Genomic DNA, 19,636 nt, shown 5'->3' with positions numbered 1-19,636 from the left:
AAAACTAAATTTCTATCTAAGAGGAGGAAGCTAAAATGTCTGACCACCCAATACAAGGATTGATGACAACTGCAATGGAAAGTTTAAAGGAAATGATTGATGTAAATACCATCATTGGGGACCCTGTCGAAACTCCTGATGGAAGTGTCATTTTAACGGTATCAAAAGTTGGCTTTGGCTTTGCTGCAGGCGGCAGTGAATTTAAAGTGGAACAATCACAAAGCCAAGGACAAAATCAAGGACAAGGCCAAGGGCAGGGCCAAAATCAATCAAATCACCCGTTTGGAGGGGGAAGCGGCGGCGGTGTTTCTATTACACCGATTGCGTTTTTAATTGTCAATTCACAAGGAGTCAAAATGCTCCACCTTGACGAAAGCACCCATCTTTACGAGAAGATTTTAGAAATGGCACCGCAAGCAGTTGATAAAATCCAACAAATGTTTTCCAATAAAGACCAAGCAAAAAGTGGTTCCCAACAATTACAACAACCGCAACAATCACAACAAGCCCAACCACCTAATCATGAATTTTAATGGAAAGAAGTTAATCTTCCGGCAGAGAAGATTAACTTTTTTCATGAAGGGCCGCAGGCAAATATTTTAACTAAATAAAAGTTTGCTTTCTTTATATTCATTCTTATAAAAGAGTCGAAATAATTGCAAAAAAATTTTTAAGAAGATATATTTACTATGTACATAAGATTACGAGGAGGATGAATGTCAAATGGCAAACGTTACATTTATTGGAAACAAAGTTACACTACCTGGAAATGAAATTAAAGTAGGAGATAAAGCTCCTAATTTTACAGTTTTAGCAAATGATTTATCAGAGGTTACATTAAATGACACAAAAGGACAAGTTCGTCTTATTAGTGTTGTACCATCACTTGATACTGGTGTTTGTGATGCCCAAACACGTCGTTTCAACCAAGAAGCTTCTAATTTAGGAAATGTTAAAATTTTAACAATCAGTGTTGACCTTCCATTTGCGCAAAAACGCTGGTGTGGAGCAGCTGGAGTTGAAAATGTGCAAACATTATCTGACCACCGCGATCTATCATTTGGTGAAGCTTACGGGGTTGTTATGCAAGAGTTCCGTTTATTAGCTCGTTCAATTTTTGTAGTTGATTCCAACGATACTGTAACATATGTTGAATATGTCAGCGAAGGCACAAACCATCCTAATTATGAAGCAGCACTAGAAGCAGTTAAAAACGCAAAATAATTTTAAAAGCCTATCGCTGCAATCATAAAATCAGCTTTTTTTGAGAAAGACCTCGCCACTGGTGAGGTCTTTTTCAATCAAAACCATTTAATTTCTTGTTAAAGTTTTTTGGACTCGTTACAATGGATAGAGAAATTTAGGTTAGGAGGAGTAAAATGAAAATTTCTCCAGTAGAAGAGCTTTTTACATTATTTAATGAAACGGCAATTGTACTTCAGGAAGAATTGTCGTGTACATATCTTGAGGCTTTGGCAGAAACGGGTGAAAATCTCTTTCAGAGTTCCATACTTCAAGAGGAGTTAAGTGAACTGACTGTTAAAAGGCTAAAGAAGCAATATGAGCAAGTAAATTTAGCAAGATTCTCAAAAGAAGAAATTCGTAAAGCATTCCAGCTTGTGATCCTAAAAGGAATGAAAGAAAATATTCAGCCAAATCACCAAATGACACCAGATACGGTTGGAATATTAGTAGGATATTTAGTAAGTAAATTTATTCAGAAGCAAGAATATCGTTTGTTAGATCCTGCTGTCGGTACTGGTAATTTGTTAACAACGGTTTTGAATCAGCAAGCACAAAAAAATATTGAATCATTTGGGGTAGAAATTGACGATATCCTCATTAAACTGGCTTATGTCAATGCCAATTTGCAAGAGCACTCTGTTCAATTTTTTCATCAGGATACTATGGAACCCCTATTTCTTGACCCGGCAGATGTTGTGGTTAGTGACCTTCCTGTTGGCTTTTACCCCAATGACCTGAGAGCAGCTGATTATCAAATAAAAGCAGAAGAAGGACATACCTATTCACATCACTTGTTTATCGAGCAGAGTGTTAAACATACCGTTCCAGGAGGATACTTATTTTTCTTAATCCCAAATGGGTTATTTGAGAGTGAACAGGCCACATTACTACATGAGTACATAAAGGAACATCTAATCATCCAAGGGCTGATTCAATTGCCTGAAAGTATGTTTAAAAATAAAAATGCAGGAAAAAGTATATTAATATTGCAAAAAAAAGGCGAAAACATTCAAACACCAAAGCAAGCTCTGCTTGTACAATTACCATCTTTATCAAGTTCGGCCGTGATGGAAAAGGTATTAGGAAAAATAGACGAATGGTTTCAAAATCGATAATTTTGTTTAATTATTTTATTTTTTTAATGGTTCTGAATATCTGAATATAATTATATTTAGCTGAAAAGGCCATTATTTAAAACTCCTTCTTGAAATGTTCCAACTACAGTGATTTAATGAAAAAATGAAGGGAAATATTCGCTGTCGGATTGTGCACAATAAAAAAGAAGAAGCACGACTGATGATGAAGTTAAAGAAGGAGCGGTCGAATAATGGCAAAAATCATTGCGATCAATGCAGGCAGTTCATCATTGAAATTTCAATTGTTTGAAATGCCAAGTGAAGAAGTAATTACAAAAGGGTTAATTGAACGGATTGGTTTAAACGACTCAATTTTTAACATCACCGTTAATGGGGAAAAATTAACAGAAACGTTAGACATTCCAAATCATGAAGTAGCTGTTCAAATGCTTCTTGATAAACTTACAACAACTGGAATTATTAAATCCCTGGATGAAATCGATGGTGTTGGCCACCGGGTTGTTCATGGCGGCGAATTGTTTAATGATTCTGTTCTTATTTCAGATCAGGTATTGGAGCAAATCGAAGGGTTATCCGAACTTGCACCATTACATAACCCAGCAAATGCAACAGGAATTAAGGCTTTCCAATCCGTACTTCCAAATGTACCAGCTATAGCTGTATTTGATACAGCATTCCATCAAACCATGCCAGAAAGTTCTTACTTATACAGTCTTCCTTATGAATATTATAAAAATTATGGAATCCGAAAATATGGTTTCCATGGAACATCACATAAATATGTTTCACAGCGTGCTGCTGAGCTTTTGGGACGTCCAGTTGAGCATCTTCGCTTAATTTCTTGCCACTTAGGAAATGGAGCAAGTATTGCAGCTATAGAAGGAGGCAGGTCGATTGATACTTCGATGGGCTTTACACCACTTGCCGGGGTTACAATGGGTACACGTTCTGGAAACATTGACCCAGCATTAATTCCATTTATTATGGAGAAAACAGGGAAAACAGCTGAAGAAGTTTTAGATGTTTTAAATAAAAAGAGTGGTATGCTTGCGCTGTCTGGTTTTTCAAGCGATCTTCGTGATATTGAACAGGAAGCAACGAAAGAAAATGAGCGTGCCCAATTGGCTTTAGATGTCTTTGCAAATCGTATCCATAAATACCTTGGATCATATGCTGCCCGTATGTACGGAGTAGATGCCATCATCTTTACAGCAGGTATTGGTGAAAATAGTGTCTCAATTAGAGAAAAAATCTTAAAAGGTCTTGAATTTATGGGTGTTTATTTTGATCCTTCTCTAAATAAAGTTAGAGGAGAAGAAGCATTTATTAACTACCCTCATTCACCTGTTAAAGTTATCGTCATTCCTACAGATGAAGAAGTTATGATTGCACGTGATGTTATTCGCTTAGCGCATATCCAGTAATAATGAAAAGACAAAAGAACTCATTTTAGAGTCTTTTGTCTTTTTTCGTCTCACCCTTATTATGATATACTAAAAAGAATAATTGGCTTGAAATTAGGGGTGACAGGTGTGCCATTGACAGATCGGGAAAAACAAACATTACAAGGGATAGAGGATTGGGAAAAGAAACTGCTGGCTTATGAACCCAACGACTTTCAATTATTATATGAAAAATATGTGGAACAGACTTTTTTATTCTTGCCTGATACGGTTCAACAGCAGTTTTTTGCTGTGGTTGATACGTGGCTATTCCATCTACATGCAATGATTCAGGGATCGGAATTGCAAATAGAAGCAAAGAACAGGATCTTGTCTGCAGGAAGAATCTTTAATCATGAGATTGAGACAATAGAAGATCTCAAATTTCTAAAAGTGGAACAATTACAATATATTGCAGAGCAGCAAATTGCCAGGCATCGATTTTATTCCTTTGCACAAGGGGGATTAGCTGGAACTGGGGGAGCACTGTTTCTGGGAATGGACCTTCCTGCGATCGCCATCATCAATCTGAGAGTGGTTCAATTAATTTCAATGACATACGGTTTTGAGGTAAATACACCATATGAAATGATGACCTCCCTAAAAATTTTTCATCTTGCCTTACTTCCTCATAAGATTCAAAAGGCAGGCTGGAAGTCCTTAAGAAACGAATTAGATGAAAAAAATGATCATTACTTCTATGAAGGCAGTGAGCAAATAACAGATATTACATGGTTGGAGCAGCCAGTAAAACAAATTTTTAAAGCAATGATTATTCTTTTCTTTAGAAAAAAAAGGATACAGGGTATCCCGCTTTTTAGTATGGCAATAGGCGCAACTTCAAACTATCAGCTAACAAGAAAAGTGACTGAATTTGCCCATAATTATTATCAGCTACGTTACCTTCAAGAGAAAGAGGAGACCATGGAATGAGTGTACAGGAGCACAAGAAGCAGGCGGCAAAAGTTGTGGGGTGCAAAGTCATCACAGTAAGTGATACCAGGGATAAGGAAACCGATAAAAGCGGAAAACTAATGATTGAACTTTTGGAAAATGAGGGACACAACATAATCGATTATGTCATTGTAAAAGATGAGTCGGGTCCGATCGAAAATGAAATTATCAAAGGATGCAACAATGAAGAGATCAATGTGATCCTTTTAAATGGCGGGACAGGAATAGCCAAGCGTGATGTAACAATTGAAACGGTTCAAAATCTGCTTGAGAAAGAAATTGTTGGATTTGGAGAGCTATTTAGAATGCTAAGTTATCAGGAGGATATTGGATCAAGTGCAATCCTCTCAAGAGCGATTGCAGGAGTAGTGAAAAATAAGGCTGTCTTTTCTACTCCAGGTTCAACAGGTGCTGTAAAACTGGCGATGCATAAGTTAATCCTTCCGGAAATCGGGCATGTAGTCAGAGAGATACAAAAGGATATTTAAATATTATTTGGCTCTGTTTTTAAAAGGAATGGCAGAGCCCATTACTTATGTATCTAGGAATTATCGTAGTTCGTAAATTGGCAAATTTTTCTTTATAGATCCAAAAAGGATAATATTCTGACAAAAAAAGCTCCTCTTTTTGTGAAAGAGTGAGCTTTTGTGTTTATTATTGTAAAACTTTGTCTGAAATTTCTTGGTGTTCACGATATAAGATCCATAGATCATTGATGACGGAAGCTAGTTCTGCGATTTCTGCATTTAATTCACAAGAACGATGGAAGTCGTTTTCATCAGAGAGTTGAGCTTGCTTAATGTTGATAGAATTTTCGAGGTCAGCGATACGATCAGGAATAGAACCGCGGATGGTTTCCCAATGGAACATAATAGAATGTTGGGTATCCAGCCTATAGAAGTCCCATTCTGAATCGAAGTTAGGAATATGGATTCCTAGGCGATCATCATAACAAAAGAATTCTTTCATTTACAAAACCTCCTCATATATTGTATTAAAAATAATTGTACTACACTTTTTAGATTTTGAATAGATACAGAATTGTTACAAAAACATGCAGCTTTTACACTGCATGTTCGTTGATGAATGAAATTGTATTTATCCTTCTTCTTTTTCTGTACGAATGACAAGCACATCACAAGGAGCATATCTGGTAATATGTTCGGAGACACTGCCGATAAAAAATCTCTCTACTGCGTTAAGTCCAGTTGCACCGCAAATAATTAAATCAATATCATTTTTTTTAGCAATATCCTTTGGAATTCTAACCTTCGGGGAGCCGAACTCAATGACATAATCAACATCTTTAACACCTGCATTAACCGCTGTTTTTTGATAGTTTTCCAGCAATTCTGATGCGAATTTGTCTGCTCTTTCAGCAATGGTCCGATCGTAAGCCTCAACTGTGGCGAACGTTCTTGTGTCAATAACATGAGCCAATAAAAGCTTTGCATTATTTCTCTTAGCAATATCTATTGCTTTTTTAAAAGCCCAGTCTGCTTCCTGAGAACCGTCAATAGCAACTAAGATATTCTTGTACTCAAGTCCCATTGTCATCTCCCTCCTTACCACAATTATACAATATTTAAAATGAATATGTGTTTCAAATTATCGAACAATAAGAAAGAAGTTTCCAAAAAAAAGGGGGAGAAGTTTGACAAACAGTCAGTTTAAGAAGCCATCCGCGTTAATTTATGATGCTAAAGGTTCAATGTTGGTAAATGAACAGATCATGAATTCATATAATAGCGGAACGATTAATAAAAGAGGTTTACACGATGATCTATCTGATCATCTGATTGATGATGATGGAGCAATGATGGTAAACGAACAACTAATGAATTCCTATTCCAGCGGCTCTATTAACAAATATGGATTACATGGCGATTTATATGGGTCTAAAGGAACAGAACATCACCATTAAATAATCGTATGAATGTTAGCTTAAACTGTCCTTCTATGGGCAGTTTTTTTGCCTTTTTCCTTACTATTTATTTTCCTGTAATAAGGCAATAACCCAAGAGTTATGATTTTCGCCTGCATATTCTTTAGGGAAAATATAAGGAGGGGTTTGAAATGCGGATTGGGATACCAAAAGAAATAAAAAATAATGAAAACCGTGTGGCAATGACACCTGCAGGAGTAGTTAATTTATTGAAGTTTGGTCATGAAGTATTTATTGAAAAAGGGGCTGGAATCGGTTCGGGTTTTTCTGATCAAGATTTTACCATTAACGGTGCACAAGTAGTTGAAACGAGTGATGAAGTTTGGTCAATGGATATGGTGATGAAAGTGAAAGAGCCATTGCCTAATGAATATAAATACTTCCGGGAAAATCAAATTTTATTTACATACCTACATTTAGCTGCAGAACCAGAATTAACGAAAGCGTTAATAGACCATAAAGTTGTCGGTATCGCATATGAAACAGTGCAACTGCCTCATGGCACGCTTCCTTTATTAACGCCAATGAGTGAAATCGCCGGGAGAATGGCTCCGCAAGTAGGTGCGCAATTTTTAGAAAAGATAAATGGAGGAAAAGGAATATTGCTCTCGGGTGTACCAGGTGTTGGGCCTGGGAGGGTCACCATTATCGGTGGCGGCGTTGCGGGAACAAATGCTGTAAAAATTGCAGTCGGATTAGGTGCAATGGTGAATATAATTGACTTGAATCCTGAACGCCTTCGCCATTTAGACGAAATTTTTGGTTCACGAATTTCTACACTTATCTCAAATCCATATAACATAGCAGAAGCCGTCAAAGAATCTGATCTAGTGATTGGGGCAGTCCTGATTCCGGGAGCTAAGGCACCTAAGCTCGTTACAGAGGACATGGTTAAGACTATGAAGGCTGGCAGCGTTATTGTCGATATTGCCATTGACCAAGGGGGAATTTTTGAAACTACTGATCGAATCACAACGCATGATCATCCAACCTATGAAAAGCATGGTGTGGTCCATTATGCTGTTGCCAATATGCCTGGGGCGGTGCCGAGAACATCAACATTTGCCCTGACAAACGTAACTGTCCCTTATGCGGTTCAAATTGCGAATAAAGGATATAAAAAAGCATGTCTTGAAAATGAAGCATTGTTAAAGGGACTTAACACACTTGACGGGTATGTCACCTATGAAGCAGTAGCAAAAGCCCATGGTCTTCCTTTTAACGATCCTAAAACATTGCTGTAAAAAGAAGGGCCCGAATATTTCGGGCCTTTAAAGTTAGTTGATGATTTGTAATTCTTTTGGGAATTTTGTTAAAACCTTTACTCCATCAGCAGTGACATAAACGTCATCTTCAATTCGGACCCCGGCCACCTCAGGAACATAGATGCCTGGTTCAATCGTATATACCATTCCTTCTTTAAGAACTAACTGATTCTTTTCTGTCATGGATGGATACTCGTGAACGCTAATCCCAAGGCCATGCCCTAATCGATGGGGAAAATATCCTCCATAGCCGCCTTTTGAAATAATGTTTCGGGCAGCAAGGTCCACGGCTGATGCCGAAGTTCCTGGTTTACTAGCTGAAATTGCCGCAAGCTGTGCCTTTAAAACCGTATCATAGATTTCTTTTTGTTTATCATTAATGTCACCATAGGCTACTGTTCTCGTAATATCAGAACAATATCGGTCAACCACCACGCCTAAATCAAATAAAACGAGGTCTCCCTTTTTAATCTTCGTTAATCCAGGTGTACCGTGTGGGGATGCAGCGTTTGCTCCAGTCAAAACCATGGTGGCAAATGACATTTCCGTTACCCCTTTTTTCTTTAAGGAAAATTCGATTGCTGATAGAATTTCCAATTCCGTTTTTCCCTCTTTTATTTCATTTACACCGACTTCCACCGCATAGTCTGCCAAGGCGCAGGCCTCTTCGATTATTTTTAATTCATTATGGTCTTTAATCATCCGTAATTTCCGTAATTTTTCTTCGGCAGAAACCATTCTGCTATTCGGGAAAATGCTCAATAACGCTTCAAAGCGTTCGACATTCATATGTTCTTTTTCGATTGCCACAGTTTCAACTTTTTTCATTCGCTTATTTATCGCTTGAAAAATAAGTTCCCATGGATCATCGATATCACTGTATCCGATAATTTCATGATCCCAGCCAGAACTTTTTGCCCCATGTTTTTCCATTGCAGGGCAAACGAGAAAAGGCTCTTCCTCTTGAAAAACAGCTAAAGCCAGCAGACGTTCATGCGGATCACTGTAAAAACCACTTAAATAAAATACATTTTCAGAAGATGTCATAAAACTGATCTGAACATCATTTTCCTTCATCCATGATTGAAGTTTTTTAAGTCGTTGATTCATCCTGTAAGCCTCCTAAAAATATGTCCATCTTTGAGAGTAGCAATATCGATATGAAATGTAAATAAATTGACCATACTAGGATTTGTAGTTTAGTCAAAAAAATAATTTAGCTAAAAGAATAAATGATAAAGAAGGAAAAGCTTAAAGGGGTAAAGAAAATAAAATTATAAACAACAATAGGAGGAGATAAAAATGAAAGTTTCATATCATGGACATTCCATTATTAAAATTGAATCAAATGGGAAAACGATTTTAATTGACCCGTTTATTACAGGTAATAGTTTAACTGATTTAAAAGTAGAAGACTTGAATCCAGATGCTATCATTTTAACTCATGGCCACGGTGATCATTTAGGTGACACCATTGCATTAGCTAAAAAGAGCGGAGCCCTTGTTGTAGGTCTGGCAGAGGTAGCATCCTACTTAGGATGGAAGGGCCTGAAAACACATGGTATGAATATAGGAGGAGCCTATCAATTTGATTTTGGAACGGTCAAATTTACTCCTGCTTTCCATAGTTCTGGCTACATTACCGAACAAAATGAAATCATTTATTTAGGCATGCCAGCCGGAGTCCTCTTCATGAACGAAGGAAAAACCATTTATCATGCCGGTGACACATCACTTTTCTCAGATATGAAACTAATTGGCGAACGCCATCCAATTGATCTTGCATTCTTGCCAATTGGAGACAATTTTACAATGGGTCCTGAAGACGCTGCCTATGCGGCAAAGTTGATTAATCCTAAAACAGTGGTGCCGATTCATTACAATACATTCCCAATCATTAAACAGGATCCGAATAAGTTTATTGGATTTCTAGATAATATCAATGGGAAAATCCTTAATCCAGGAGAAGCTATCGAAATATAAAATGGATAAGCATACTTTTTTTTCTGTTAAATGCATAAAAATAATACAAAAGCATTTTAGGAGGAAAAAGAATGCGAAGAAACAGATATATACTTTGTCTTTTGGTTTGTGCTTTTCTGCTATATTATGCAGTACCGCGGCTTCATGTCTTTGCACAGGGCGTGGAGGGAATATTCTCGTTGTCATGGCTGATTTTTGCCCTTTTTGTAATAGCGGGTAATCTTACAGGGATCCTTTATCATCCCAACAAAAAGACAGGGAAAAATAAGAAAAAAGCAGCTGGAAATTATCGCGGGAAAACACGATATTATCAATAAAAAAGGTTCAGTACTTATTTGTTAGAGATCGTTTATTGAATCAAGAACCTTTAAACTTTATAATTAAATTGATAAAGCCTGTTTTATTCTAGAGGAATTTAAATATAAAGGGTGAAGGTCTTGGCTACAAAGCATGAACAAATTTTACAACACATCGATGAACTCCCAATTGGCGAAAAAATATCTGTTCGCCAAATCGCCAAGGCGATGAACGTGAGTGAGGGAACCGCTTATCGGGCAATAAAAGATGCAGAAAACAAAGGATATGTAAGTACCATCGAAAGAGTTGGGACAATTCGAATAGAACGTAAAAAGAAAGAAAATATTGAAAAGCTGACATTTGCCGAAGTAGTTAACATTGTGGACGGTCAGGTTTTAGGCGGAAGAGCTGGATTGCATAAAACACTCAATAAATTTGTTATTGGGGCAATGAAACTCGAAGCGATGATGCGTTATACAGAAGCAGGAAATCTATTAATTGTCGGGAACCGAACAAAAGCACATGAACTTGCCCTTAAGGCTGGCGCTGCAGTTTTAATTACAGGTGGTTTTGATTCAGAAGAACATGTTAAAAAACTTGCTGATGAACTACAAATGCCGGTTATTTCAACTAGTTATGATACGTTTACAGTTGCAACCATGATTAACCGTGCTATTTATGACCAGCTGATAAAAAAGGAAATTATTTTAGTTGAAGATATTTTAACATCACTATCTAATACCCGATATTTATATACAACGGATAAAGCTGCACAATGGCATGAATTCAATCAAGAAACACAACATAGCCGTTATCCAGTTGTTGATCAAAATATGAAAATTCAAGGTATTGTAACAGCGAAGGATATTGTCGGTCACAGTCCGGATTTACCAATTGAAAAAGTAATGACAAAAAATCCGATGAGTGTCAGCGGTAAAACAAGTGTAGCTTCCGCAGCACACATGATGGTGTGGGAGGGAATTGAACTTCTGCCTGTTTCAGATGACTCCAATAGGCTTCAGGGAATTATTAGTAGGCAGGATGTTTTAAAGGCCTTGCAAATGATTCAGCGGCAGCCTCAAGTAGGTGAGACACTTGATGATATAGTGACCAATCAAATGATATTAATGCGGGGAAAAGCAAAAGGTGAGGATGTATTCTCATGTGAAGTTACACCGCAAATGACGAACCATATTGGTACCATATCTTATGGGGTGTTCACGACACTTGTTTCGGAGGCTGCAAACCGAATTTTACGAGGTTATAAAAAAGGCGATCTTGTTGTTGAAAATATGACTATCTATTTCCTAAAACCGGTCCAAATGGAAAGTAATTTAGAAATCTATCCAAAAGTATTAGAAGTTGGTCGGAAATTTGGAAAAGTAGATGTAGAAGTTTTTAATGAAGGCATACTAGTCGGTAAAGCAATGATGATGTGCCAATTAATAGACAGACATTAGTAAAAGCCGCTTCCCATTTTATTTGGAGAAGCGGCTTTTTTATTATTCTTTCATACTTTCAGCTTCTTTGGCTGCATATGGCCGATAGTGTTTATACGCTTTTACTCCAGAAAACGCACTTAAACCGCCAATAAGAATAAAAATAGCTGCAACAATATAGGTTGTCATGGTATGGTATAGAAATAATTGGTTTATTCCAAATAGAAATACAAACAGTCCAAGAGTTATACTAGATTTTGAAGACAGCCATTTCCTTTCAGCAGGACGATTGCTTCTCACATATCTAATTTTATAAAATAGATAAAAAGCAAAGGAAATAACAATTAGAACAACAAGTAATGGCATTTTGGTTCCTCCAAATTTCAGAAATCTCTTTTATTTTAATGGATAAAAAATGCTAATACAAGCAAATGGAAGGGGTACTTACATGAAAGACAAAATATTAGAAACTATAAAATCTTATGAAACGATTATTATCCATCGGCATATCCGTCCAGATCCTGATGCATATGGTTCACAATTTGGGCTGGCAAAGATATTAAAAGCTTCTTTTCCGAACAAGAAAATTTATGCTGTCGGCCAGGAAGATCCCTCCTTATATTTTTTACAAAGGGTTGATCAAATCCCGGATGAAATGTATAAAGGGGCACTCGTGATTGTTTGTGATACGGCCAATCAAGGAAGAATCAGTGATGAACGCTATAAAACGGGTGATAAATTAATAAAAATTGATCATCATCCAAACACGGAAGCCTATGGGGATTTGCTCTGGGTAGATACTAATGCCAGTTCTGTAAGTGAAATGATTTATGAGTTTTATTTATCCGGTAAAGACCAAGGTTTAAAAATGAATGATGAAGCAGCAAGGCTGTTATTTGCCGGGATTGTCGGGGATACAGGAAGATTCCTGTTCCCAAGCACCACGGAAAAAACATTTGCCTATGCTGGGGATTTAATTCACTATGATTTTTCACGTACTGAAGTATACAACAAGATGTATGAGCAAAAATTAAATGTTGTGAAATTGAATGGTTATGTTCTCCAGAATTTCGAGATTCATCAAAATGGAGTAGCTTCTATGACTCTTCCAAAGGAACTGCTGGAAGGATATGATGCAACCGCATCTGAAGCATCATCACTTGTTAGCTCTTTAGGTGATGTGGCAGGAATAAAAGCTTGGGTTTTCTTTATTGAGGAAGATAAGCAAATCCGAGTTCGGTTCCGTTCAAAAGGCCCTGTTATTAATAGCGTGGCCAGAATGTTTAACGGCGGAGGGCACCCGCTCGCCTCCGGTGCAACCATCTACTCATGGAACGAAGTCGAAAACGTAATAAATGAACTTGAAAAAGTATGTAAAGAGTAACGATATATCATAATGAAAAATAGAAGATTCGGCTGGTCCGATTCTTCTATTTTTCAAAATGAATTTCCAATTGAATGGAGAGCGTAGTGTAGATCACCATTTCTTTTATTTCAAGTTTATAACTCTTCCCATTTAGTTTCACAATTTTATTTTCAATAATCTTTTTTATTAAATCCTTACTTTTATAAACAGTTTCGAGATCCTTTGCCGTCATCATGCCAATATCTTCTTTTACAGAGTCTTCTACTTGGAAAACACTAAATGAATCAAGATTATACTTTTCCCAGTTGGTTATTTTTACATTAATATTTTGCACGGTAATCTTTTCAATATTTCGCTTGTTAGCTGCTTTATATTCTTCCTGCCAAATTTTTATATCATTTTCAAGATCTGCAATCTTTTCTTGCTGCTCACGAATAAGCATAGTATGTTTTTCCTGCCATGTACCAGAGATAAATAAAAAAATGCACCAACTGATTGCTCCTCCAATTGCTGCGCCAGCAAAAAAACGTTGCCAAGAAGGCTTTCTATACAACGGAGGGATTCTCATGAAAGATACTCCTGTGTTAACCAGTTAATAATTAATGCACCGGTTTGGGCTCCTCCTAAAGCGGAAAGAATTAATAAAAACTGTTTCACAAGGTCGATCGTAGCACCGTCAAAAAGCCCTTTTTCAAAACTATAGACAGCATCAAAGGTTCCGCCAATCGCAGCCACGATTGCCCATATTCTTAAAAGTGTAGACAGCCGATATACAGCTGTCAGTAAAGGTTGTCCAGTCAAAAAAGCGGCTAGTCCCCCAATAAGCGACCCTCCAAGCAAAACCCCTAAAGCAATAAAATAACTTTCAATAAATGATGGGAAAAATCCAATTTCCTTCATGGAAAAACCCCCCTGCCTCCCGAGTACAAACCTTATTACCATCATATGGGTTATATTTATCAAATATGTTTTACATTTAATGGGGTAAAAATGAGAACATATTTTCTTTTTTTGAAGCTAGCTCTATAATAAAGATAAGAGGAAGAGCTGGTTTAGCAAAGTTCAAAATACTTTAGGAACGGAAGCTAAGACATAGAAAGAAGAATGTTTATTAAGGGTGTGAAAACCATGTCTTTTATTCATCTGCAGCTATATAGTGCGTACAGTCTATTATCAAGCACCATTTCTATAAATGAATGTATCGATCAAGCAAAAAGTAAAGGCTTTAAAGCATTAGCGTTAACAGACCGAAATGTAATGTACGGTGCAGTTGAGTTTTATAAATTATGTCAGAAGAATGGGATAAAACCGATATTAGGTTTAACGGTTGATGTCGAAAGTGATGGAGCAGAATCCTCTTATCCGATTGTGTTGTTAGCTGAAAATGACATGGGATTTAAAAACCTGCTAAAAATATCAAGTGCAGTTCAGACAAGAGAAGAAAAATGTATACCCATTAAGTGGCTAATCCATTATTCAAAAGGACTTATTGCGATAACGCCTGGTATAGAAGGTGAAATCGAGCAGAACTTACTTGCAGAAAAGGAGCAAATCGCCAGAGGTCTTATTCAGAGGTATAGCGGCATTTTCGGGAAAAGAAACTTTTTTCTATCGATTCAAAACCATGGGCTGGACCAAGAAGATAAGGTACGCAAGGAATTATTGATGATAGCAAATGAATTGAATATACCACTAGTAGCAACAAATCAAGTTTATTTTTTAGATAAAGAGGATCGGTTTGCTCATGAATGTTTGCTTGCAATTAAAAATGGAGATAAATTACAAGATGAACATCGAGAGAAACTTGGAAGTGATCAATACTATTTAAAATCATCTGCTGAAATGGCAGAAATTCTCTCAGACTATCCGAATGCACTAGAGAATACACTTGCCATTGGACATAGATGTAAGGTGAATATTGAACTGAATAAAACCTATTTGCCTAAGTTTCCTGTTGAAAATAGGAAGTCTGCCGATCAATATTTAGAGGACCTTTGTTTGGAGGGTCTCACCAAACGCTATCCTGCTCCACCCAAAATCTATTATGAACGTCTTTATTATGAACTTGATGTCATCAAGAAAATGAAATTTAGCGATTATTTTTTAATCGTATGGGATTTTATCAAATATGCACGCGACAAAGGAATTTTAATCGGACCTGGCAGGGGCTCTGCAGCAGGATCGTTGGTTGCATATGTGCTTAACATTACAGATGTTGATCCAATTGAACACAAATTGTTATTTGAACGTTTCCTAAATCCAGAGCGGGTAACAATGCCGGATATTGATACGGATTTTCCAGATAATCGCCGCGATGAAGTAATCGAATATGTGGCAGGAAAATATGGACAGCTGCATGTTGCCCAAATTGTAACGTTTGGAACGATGGCCGCAAAAGCAGCCTTAAGAGATGTTGGCAGGGTATTTGGACTTAATACAAAGGAGCTTGAGCAGTTATCAAGACTTGTTCCTTCCAGGCTGGGAATCGATCTTTCTGCTGCATATAAAGAATCCGTACAGCTGCAAAAATATGTAAATGAAAATTCATTTAATACTCGGTTGTTTCAAACGGCATTAAAATTGGAAGGCTTGCCACGTCACACATCCACACATGCAGCTGGGATTGTACTGAGTGAAAAACCGCTTGTCGAGCTTGTTCCGATTCAATCCGGGCATAATCAAGTATATTTGACTCAATACTCGATGGAGTATCTTGAGGAATTGGGTTTATTAAAAATGGACTTTCTTGGCTTGAGGAATCTTACGCTCATTGATACGATTTTGAACTCCATTTACCGTGTAAATCGGAAAAAATTAAATCTAAATTCAATTCCCCTGGACGATCAAGCTACATATAAATTGCTATCTGGAGGGGATACAACAGGGATTTTTCAGCTCGAATCAGAGGGAATGAAAAAGGTGTTAACGAGGCTAAAGCCTTCACATTTTGAGGATATTGTGGCAGTTAACGCCCTTTATCGTCCAGGTCCAATGGAAAATATCCCGCTTTTTATCGACCGTAAACACGGACGAGAGCCTGTTATCTATCCTCATCCTGATTTAAAGCCTATCTTGGAGAATACTTACGGTGTCATAGTCTACCAGGAACAAATCATGCAAATTGCATCAAAAATGGCAGGTTTTACACTTGGTGAGGCAGATCTTTTGCGACGTGCGGTATCAAAGAAGAAAAAAGAAGTATTAGATATGGAAAGAGACCACTTTGTTCAGGGGGCTTTAAAAAAGGGATATGATGCACCCTTGGCAAATGAAATCTATGATTTGATTGTCCGCTTTGCCAATTATGGTTTTAATCGGAGCCATGCTGTAGCATACAGTATGATTGCTTATCAGCTTGCCTATCTAAAAGTACACTACCCCGTTTGCTTTATGGCAGGTCTTTTATCTTCTGCAATTGGAAATGAGTCAAAAATTTCACAATATATCCTTGAATCAAAGCAAATGGGGATAAAGATTCTCCCGCCTTCTGTTAATACCAGCGGTTTCTATTTTCTTGTTGAGCAAGAAGGAATTCGCTATAGTCTCGCAGCTATTCGGGGAGTAGGGGCAATGGCTTTAAAGGAAATTTTTCGAGCAAGGAAAATGAAAAGATTCGCAGACCTTTTTGACTTTTGCATTAGAGTTTCTTCGAAAGCGGTAAATAGAAAAACGCTTGAGGCCCTTGTTCATTCTGGAAGTTTCGATGAATTTGGAGAGGATCGGGCAGTGTACTTAGCAAGCCTGGATGTAGCAATTGAGCATGCGCAATTAGTAAAACCGAGCGATTCCATTCAAGTTGATTTATTTGCTGAAGAGGAATTTTTCCCAAAACCTAAATATGTTGAAGTAGATCCGATCAAGCCCGATATAAAACTTTCCCTTGAAAAAGAAATTTTAGGAATCTATCTTTCTGATCACCCTGTTTCGTCATATGAAAAGGAACTAGAAAAACAAGGCTCAATGAGCTTAAGTGATTTTATGAAAGGAAATATTCGCGGTTCGGTTGGGGTCTATATCACATCGGTAAAAAAGATTCGTACCAAAAAGGGAGAGGCTATGGCTTTCCTTAATGTTAGTGACCAAACTGGAGAATTAGAAGCTGTTATCTTTCCAGAAACATATAGGAAATTCACACAGTTGATTGATCAAGGAAACCTAATAGTAATAGAAGGGAAATCCGAGGAACGTTCTGGCAAGCAACAATTTATTATTCAAAAAGCAATGGAACTTAAATCATGGATTGAAACGACTAAAAAAGATTCTCCTGTTTTATACCTGAAAATCCAAAAGGAAAAACAGGATCCCGCCTTTTTACAACAAGTAAATCTGCTGCTAAAAAATTATAAGGGTGAAACAGATGTCGTTTTGTATTATGAAGGTGTAAATAAAACTGTAAAATTAACGAGAGAAAATAATGTAGCAAGAAGTAGTGAACTCATGCAAAAATTGAAACTTCTCCTTGGTTCCAGTAATGTTATCTTAAGAGAATAGACCTTTACAACTCATTATTATGTGTTATAGTAAATTATGTAATTAGTGTGGTCTGACCACCTATACATAAGGTATTATATATAGACATCTTCTTGAAAAAATCTTAAGGAGTGAGGCAATTATGACCTTGCGCGAAGAAGCATTACATATGCACAGGATAAACAAGGGGAAATTAGAATCAAAATCAAAAGTAGAGGTCAAAAATGCAAAAGATTTAAGCCTTGCTTATTCACCAGGTGTGGCAGAACCATGTAAAGATATTTATGAGAGCCCCGAAAAAGTATACGATTATACAATGAAGGGAAATATGGTTGCGATTGTTTCAGATGGCACAGCTGTCCTTGGACTTGGAAATATAGGCCCGGAAGCAGCACTTCCAGTAATGGAAGGGAAGGCAGTTCTTTTTAAATGTTTTGCAGGTGTTGATGCTTTTCCAATTTGCTTAAATACTACTGATGTAGATAAAATAATTGAAACTGTTAAATTACTAGAACCCACATTTGGCGGAGTAAACCTTGAAGATATTGCTGCACCGAATTGCTTTGTGATCGAAGAACGGCTAAAAAAAGAAACGAATATACCGGTTTTCCATGACGACCAGCATGGCACTGCGATTGTAACGGCTGCAGGTCTTGTGAATGCGTTAAAACTAGTCGGTAAGAAAATGAATGAAATTAAAGTGGTTGCAAATGGTGCAGGTGCTGCGGGAATAGCCATTATAAAGCTTTTATATAGTTATGGTGTCAGAGATATTATTATGTGTGATACAAAAGGTGCCATTTATGAGGGAAGACCGCAGGGAATGAACGCGGTTAAAGCCGAAGTAGCAAAATTTACAAATCGTGATAACCAGCAAGGTACACTAGAGGATGTTATTAAAGGTGCTGATGTCTTTATTGGTGTTTCGGTTGCAGGTGCATTAACAAAGGAAATGGTTTCATCCATGAATCCTAATGCCATTATTTTTGCGATGGCCAATCCAGATCCTGAAATTATGCCTGATGTGGCAAAAGCAGCAGGTGCAATGGTTGTTGGAACCGAACGGTCTGATTTTCCTAATCAAGTAAACAATGTTCTTGCTTTCCCTGGAATTTTCCGAGGTGCTCTTGATGTACGGGCCACACATATTAATGAAAAAATGAAAGTGGCTGCAGTTGAAGCAATTGCAGGTTTAATTCGTGAAGATGAATTAAATGCCGATTATGTCATTCCTGGACCATTTGATCCCCGCGTTGCTCCTGCTGTAGCCGCAGCAGTTGCCAGGGCAGCAATGGATACAGGTGTAGCACGGTTAAAAATGGACCCGAAGGAAATAAAAGAAAAGACTAAAAAACTCGCTATCATTGGTAAAAGTGAGTGATTTCCTAAGTGGCAGGGTCAAAAGTATATATTGAGATCGTTAAACAGTTAAGGAAAATGATTAATGCTGACGGATTAAAGTCAGGAGATAAAATTCCTTCCGAACGTGAATTATCGGAGCGCCTGAATGTCGGGCGCTCTTCCGTTCGTGAAGCATTGAGAGCCCTGGAATTGTTAGGATTAATTGAAACAAGAAGAGGCGAAGGAACCTTTATCAAAGACTTTCAAAATCATCAATTGGTGCAGCTTTTAAGTACCTTTATTTTACAGGATGAAAAGGCTCAGTTGGATGTTTTCGAAACAAAGTGTATGATAGAAATGGATTCCTTAAGGCTTTTTATTAAGAAAATGAATAAAGAGAGCATAAAAAGTTTGAAAGAATATTTAAGTTCTGACATGATAGAGGATGGCGCCTTTTTTAATCAGATTGTTCAAATGGCAGACAATCATTTATTATATAAAATATGGGTTATATTAAAGGATTATTGCCAGGCACAAGGTTCTGAACAATCAAAGTCGTACAAAGAAGATTATGCTGAACTTCTTAAGGGATTGGAACGAAATGACGAGGAAAAAACTCTTTCTGCTTATCGGGAACTCAGAAAATTGTCGACTGACCTGTGACATGGACTGACAGTTTTTGAAGCTTTCTTACTTTATAGTGGATAAGACAAGCATTTTTAGCCCTACACAACTGGGCATTTTTCATATCCCAAGTGGTTCTGCCGCTATATGACAACTTAGAGTAAATAC

At 37.3% G+C, this 19,636-nt stretch carries 21 protein-coding genes; 15 read left to right on the top strand and 6 right to left on the bottom strand.

Annotated features, from left to right (window positions below; translation table 11 throughout):
• Positions 1-35 precede the first annotated feature (35 nt).
• The 6 genes from ytfJ (at position 36) to RCG17_RS06555 (ending at position 5,226) form a co-directional block, all read left to right on the top strand.
• Positions 36-533 carry a GerW family sporulation protein gene (gene ytfJ / locus RCG17_RS06580; RefSeq protein ID WP_308174437.1) on the top strand — a complete coding sequence of 166 codons (498 nt, stop codon included), beginning with the start codon at positions 36-38 and terminating at the stop codon, positions 531-533.
• A 190-nt stretch (positions 534-723) separates the two neighbouring features.
• Positions 724-1,224 (top strand): thiol peroxidase, encoded by a 501-nt coding sequence (gene tpx / locus RCG17_RS06575; protein ID WP_308174436.1) that lies wholly within the window; start codon positions 724-726, stop codon positions 1,222-1,224.
• 155 nt (positions 1,225-1,379) lie between these two features.
• A complete protein-coding gene (locus tag RCG17_RS06570; protein ID WP_308174435.1) occupies positions 1,380-2,360 on the top strand; it encodes a class I SAM-dependent methyltransferase in 981 nt (326 codons plus the stop codon).
• Between the two features lie 212 nt (positions 2,361-2,572).
• A complete protein-coding gene (locus tag RCG17_RS06565) occupies positions 2,573-3,766 on the top strand; it encodes an acetate kinase (RefSeq protein WP_308174434.1) in 1,194 nt (397 codons plus the stop codon).
• Positions 3,767-3,874: 108 nt separating this feature from the next.
• Positions 3,875-4,717: an EcsC family protein gene (locus RCG17_RS06560; protein ID WP_308174433.1), complete on the top strand. Its 843-nt coding sequence runs from the start codon at positions 3,875-3,877 to the stop codon at positions 4,715-4,717.
• A complete protein-coding gene (locus tag RCG17_RS06555; RefSeq protein WP_308174432.1) occupies positions 4,714-5,226 on the top strand; it encodes a MogA/MoaB family molybdenum cofactor biosynthesis protein in 513 nt (170 codons plus the stop codon). The genes RCG17_RS06560 and RCG17_RS06555 overlap by 4 nt, the downstream gene beginning before the upstream one ends.
• Before the next feature lie 166 nt (positions 5,227-5,392).
• Here the strand turns inward: RCG17_RS06555 and RCG17_RS06550 are convergent, their stop codons facing one another.
• Positions 5,393-5,707 (bottom strand): hypothetical protein, encoded by a 315-nt coding sequence (locus RCG17_RS06550; protein ID WP_308174431.1) that lies wholly within the window; start codon positions 5,705-5,707, stop codon positions 5,393-5,395.
• Between the two features lie 129 nt (positions 5,708-5,836).
• Entirely contained in the window at positions 5,837-6,289 is a 453-nt protein-coding gene (locus RCG17_RS06545; protein WP_308174430.1) for a universal stress protein, read from the bottom strand.
• A gap of 103 nt (positions 6,290-6,392) precedes the next feature.
• On the opposite strand from RCG17_RS06545, the gene RCG17_RS06540 reads away from it, so the two are divergent.
• Together RCG17_RS06540 and ald are read left to right on the top strand one after the other, a co-directional pair.
• Complete coding sequence (locus RCG17_RS06540) at positions 6,393-6,662, top strand: hypothetical protein (RefSeq protein ID WP_308174429.1); 270 nt, start codon at positions 6,393-6,395, stop codon at positions 6,660-6,662.
• A gap of 152 nt (positions 6,663-6,814) precedes the next feature.
• Positions 6,815-7,927 (top strand): alanine dehydrogenase, encoded by a 1,113-nt coding sequence (gene ald / locus RCG17_RS06535; RefSeq protein ID WP_308174428.1) that lies wholly within the window; start codon positions 6,815-6,817, stop codon positions 7,925-7,927.
• A gap of 33 nt (positions 7,928-7,960) precedes the next feature.
• On the opposite strand, the gene RCG17_RS06530 is transcribed toward ald, so the two are convergent.
• On the bottom strand, positions 7,961-9,058 hold the full coding sequence (locus tag RCG17_RS06530; RefSeq protein WP_308174427.1) for a M24 family metallopeptidase: 1,098 nt from the start codon (positions 9,056-9,058) through the stop codon (positions 7,961-7,963).
• Positions 9,059-9,250: 192 nt separating this feature from the next.
• Between RCG17_RS06530 and RCG17_RS06525 the strand changes: the two genes are divergently transcribed.
• The 3 genes from RCG17_RS06525 to RCG17_RS06515 all read left to right on the top strand — a co-directional run bounded on the left by RCG17_RS06525 (position 9,251) and on the right by RCG17_RS06515 (position 11,688).
• Positions 9,251-9,931: a metal-dependent hydrolase gene (locus RCG17_RS06525; protein WP_308174426.1), complete on the top strand. Its 681-nt coding sequence runs from the start codon at positions 9,251-9,253 to the stop codon at positions 9,929-9,931.
• Between the two features lie 71 nt (positions 9,932-10,002).
• Positions 10,003-10,248, top strand: coding sequence for a hypothetical protein (locus tag RCG17_RS06520; protein WP_308174425.1), 246 nt, complete (start codon positions 10,003-10,005; stop codon positions 10,246-10,248).
• Positions 10,249-10,368: 120 nt separating this feature from the next.
• Positions 10,369-11,688: a CBS domain-containing protein gene (locus RCG17_RS06515; protein ID WP_308174424.1), complete on the top strand. Its 1,320-nt coding sequence runs from the start codon at positions 10,369-10,371 to the stop codon at positions 11,686-11,688.
• 42 nt (positions 11,689-11,730) lie between these two features.
• Here RCG17_RS06515 and RCG17_RS06510 read toward each other — a convergent pair whose 3' ends face one another.
• A complete protein-coding gene (locus tag RCG17_RS06510) occupies positions 11,731-12,033 on the bottom strand; it encodes a YtpI family protein (protein ID WP_308174423.1) in 303 nt (100 codons plus the stop codon).
• Positions 12,034-12,115: 82 nt separating this feature from the next.
• Here RCG17_RS06510 and RCG17_RS06505 point away from each other — a divergent pair, with 82 nt between their 5' ends.
• A complete protein-coding gene (locus RCG17_RS06505; protein WP_308174422.1) occupies positions 12,116-13,051 on the top strand; it encodes a DHH family phosphoesterase in 936 nt (311 codons plus the stop codon).
• A gap of 46 nt (positions 13,052-13,097) precedes the next feature.
• Here RCG17_RS06505 and ytrI read toward each other — a convergent pair whose 3' ends face one another.
• On the bottom strand, positions 13,098-13,601 hold the full coding sequence (ytrI, locus tag RCG17_RS06500; protein WP_308174421.1) for a sporulation membrane protein YtrI: 504 nt from the start codon (positions 13,599-13,601) through the stop codon (positions 13,098-13,100).
• Positions 13,598-13,933: a sporulation membrane protein YtrH gene (locus RCG17_RS06495; RefSeq protein ID WP_308174420.1), complete on the bottom strand. Its 336-nt coding sequence runs from the start codon at positions 13,931-13,933 to the stop codon at positions 13,598-13,600. The genes ytrI and RCG17_RS06495 overlap by 4 nt, the downstream gene beginning before the upstream one ends.
• 228 nt (positions 13,934-14,161) lie before the next feature.
• Between RCG17_RS06495 and dnaE the strand changes: the two genes are divergently transcribed.
• The 3 genes from dnaE (at position 14,162) to RCG17_RS06480 (ending at position 19,507) form a co-directional block, all read left to right on the top strand.
• Positions 14,162-17,524 carry a DNA polymerase III subunit alpha gene (dnaE, locus tag RCG17_RS06490; protein WP_308174419.1) on the top strand — a complete coding sequence of 1,121 codons (3,363 nt, stop codon included), beginning with the start codon at positions 14,162-14,164 and terminating at the stop codon, positions 17,522-17,524.
• 121 nt (positions 17,525-17,645) lie between these two features.
• Positions 17,646-18,884, top strand: coding sequence for an NADP-dependent malic enzyme (locus RCG17_RS06485; RefSeq protein ID WP_308174418.1), 1,239 nt, complete (start codon positions 17,646-17,648; stop codon positions 18,882-18,884).
• A 56-nt stretch (positions 18,885-18,940) separates the two neighbouring features.
• Positions 18,941-19,507, top strand: coding sequence for a FadR/GntR family transcriptional regulator (locus tag RCG17_RS06480; RefSeq protein ID WP_374120946.1), 567 nt, complete (start codon positions 18,941-18,943; stop codon positions 19,505-19,507).
• Positions 19,508-19,636 lie beyond the last annotated feature (129 nt).

It is taken from the genome of Neobacillus sp. PS3-12 (assembly GCF_030915385.1).
In the GTDB taxonomy this organism is placed as follows: domain Bacteria; phylum Bacillota; class Bacilli; order Bacillales; family Cytobacillaceae; genus JAEVLT01.
This window is presented reverse-complemented; position numbering and strand designations above follow the sequence as displayed.

What these genes read in the sequence shown, in the direction of transcription:
- ytfJ (WP_308174437.1), top strand. Translation starts at nt 36, where the DNA reads ATGTCTGACCACCCAATACAAGGATTGATGACAACTGCAATGGAAAGT.
- tpx (WP_308174436.1), top strand. Translation starts at nt 724, where the DNA reads ATGGCAAACGTTACATTTATTGGAAACAAAGTTACACTACCTGGAAAT.
- RCG17_RS06570 (WP_308174435.1), top strand. Translation starts at nt 1,380, where the DNA reads ATGAAAATTTCTCCAGTAGAAGAGCTTTTTACATTATTTAATGAAACG.
- RCG17_RS06565 (WP_308174434.1), top strand. Translation starts at nt 2,573, where the DNA reads ATGGCAAAAATCATTGCGATCAATGCAGGCAGTTCATCATTGAAATTT.
- RCG17_RS06555 (WP_308174432.1), top strand. Translation starts at nt 4,714, where the DNA reads ATGAGTGTACAGGAGCACAAGAAGCAGGCGGCAAAAGTTGTGGGGTGC.
- RCG17_RS06550 (WP_308174431.1), bottom strand. Translation starts at nt 5,707, where the DNA reads ATGAAAGAATTCTTTTGTTATGATGATCGCCTAGGAATCCATATTCCT.
- RCG17_RS06545 (WP_308174430.1), bottom strand. Translation starts at nt 6,289, where the DNA reads ATGGGACTTGAGTACAAGAATATCTTAGTTGCTATTGACGGTTCTCAG.
- ald (WP_308174428.1), top strand. Translation starts at nt 6,815, where the DNA reads ATGCGGATTGGGATACCAAAAGAAATAAAAAATAATGAAAACCGTGTG.
- RCG17_RS06530 (WP_308174427.1), bottom strand. Translation starts at nt 9,058, where the DNA reads ATGAATCAACGACTTAAAAAACTTCAATCATGGATGAAGGAAAATGAT.
- RCG17_RS06525 (WP_308174426.1), top strand. Translation starts at nt 9,251, where the DNA reads ATGAAAGTTTCATATCATGGACATTCCATTATTAAAATTGAATCAAAT.
- RCG17_RS06520 (WP_308174425.1), top strand. Translation starts at nt 10,003, where the DNA reads ATGCGAAGAAACAGATATATACTTTGTCTTTTGGTTTGTGCTTTTCTG.
- RCG17_RS06510 (WP_308174423.1), bottom strand. Translation starts at nt 12,033, where the DNA reads ATGCCATTACTTGTTGTTCTAATTGTTATTTCCTTTGCTTTTTATCTA.
- RCG17_RS06505 (WP_308174422.1), top strand. Translation starts at nt 12,116, where the DNA reads ATGAAAGACAAAATATTAGAAACTATAAAATCTTATGAAACGATTATT.
- ytrI (WP_308174421.1), bottom strand. Translation starts at nt 13,601, where the DNA reads ATGAGAATCCCTCCGTTGTATAGAAAGCCTTCTTGGCAACGTTTTTTT.
- RCG17_RS06495 (WP_308174420.1), bottom strand. Translation starts at nt 13,933, where the DNA reads ATGAAGGAAATTGGATTTTTCCCATCATTTATTGAAAGTTATTTTATT.
- dnaE (WP_308174419.1), top strand. Translation starts at nt 14,162, where the DNA reads ATGTCTTTTATTCATCTGCAGCTATATAGTGCGTACAGTCTATTATCA.
- RCG17_RS06485 (WP_308174418.1), top strand. Translation starts at nt 17,646, where the DNA reads ATGACCTTGCGCGAAGAAGCATTACATATGCACAGGATAAACAAGGGG.
- RCG17_RS06480 (WP_374120946.1), top strand. Translation starts at nt 18,941, where the DNA reads ATGATTAATGCTGACGGATTAAAGTCAGGAGATAAAATTCCTTCCGAA.